Origin of the sequence: Achromobacter sp. GbtcB20, from assembly GCF_019091095.1 — a bacterium.
GTDB lineage: Bacteria > Pseudomonadota > Gammaproteobacteria > Burkholderiales > Burkholderiaceae_B > Achromobacter > Achromobacter mucicolens.
In genome coordinates this window covers 1-344 of sequence record NZ_JAGXJZ010000340.1, presented here as the reverse complement: position 1 = coordinate 344, position 344 = coordinate 1, and the positions used below count along the sequence as shown (strand labels likewise).

Sequence of the window (344 nt, the reverse complement as noted above, 5' to 3'; positions counted from 1 at the left end):
ATGCTGCTGCTGGTCGGCTTCGCGCTGCCGCCGGTGCTCCAACTGCGTAACGTGCCGCACAACCGCGTGATGCGGCGCGAGCAGGCCGCGCCCCAGCCGATGGCGCTGGCCACCTATGGCCTCGGCACCGGCGTCTTCCTCGCGCTGCTGCTGTGGCAGGCGGGCGACCCGAAGCTGGCCTTGACCACCGCCGGCGGCTTCCTGGGCGGCTTCGCCGTGTTCGCGCTGGTCGCCTGGCTCTGCCTGCGCCTGCTGCGCCGCCTGCGCGGCGCCTTTGCCCATCAGGGCTGGCGCTTCGCGGTCACCTCGCTGCTGCGCCGTCCCGGCGCCACCGTGGTGCAGGT

At 73.8% G+C, this 344-nt stretch carries 1 pseudogene; it reads left to right on the top strand.

What is annotated here, in order from left to right:
- A pseudogene (locus KVT32_RS29245) lies at positions 1–344 on the top strand (ABC transporter permease); the annotation flags it as partial.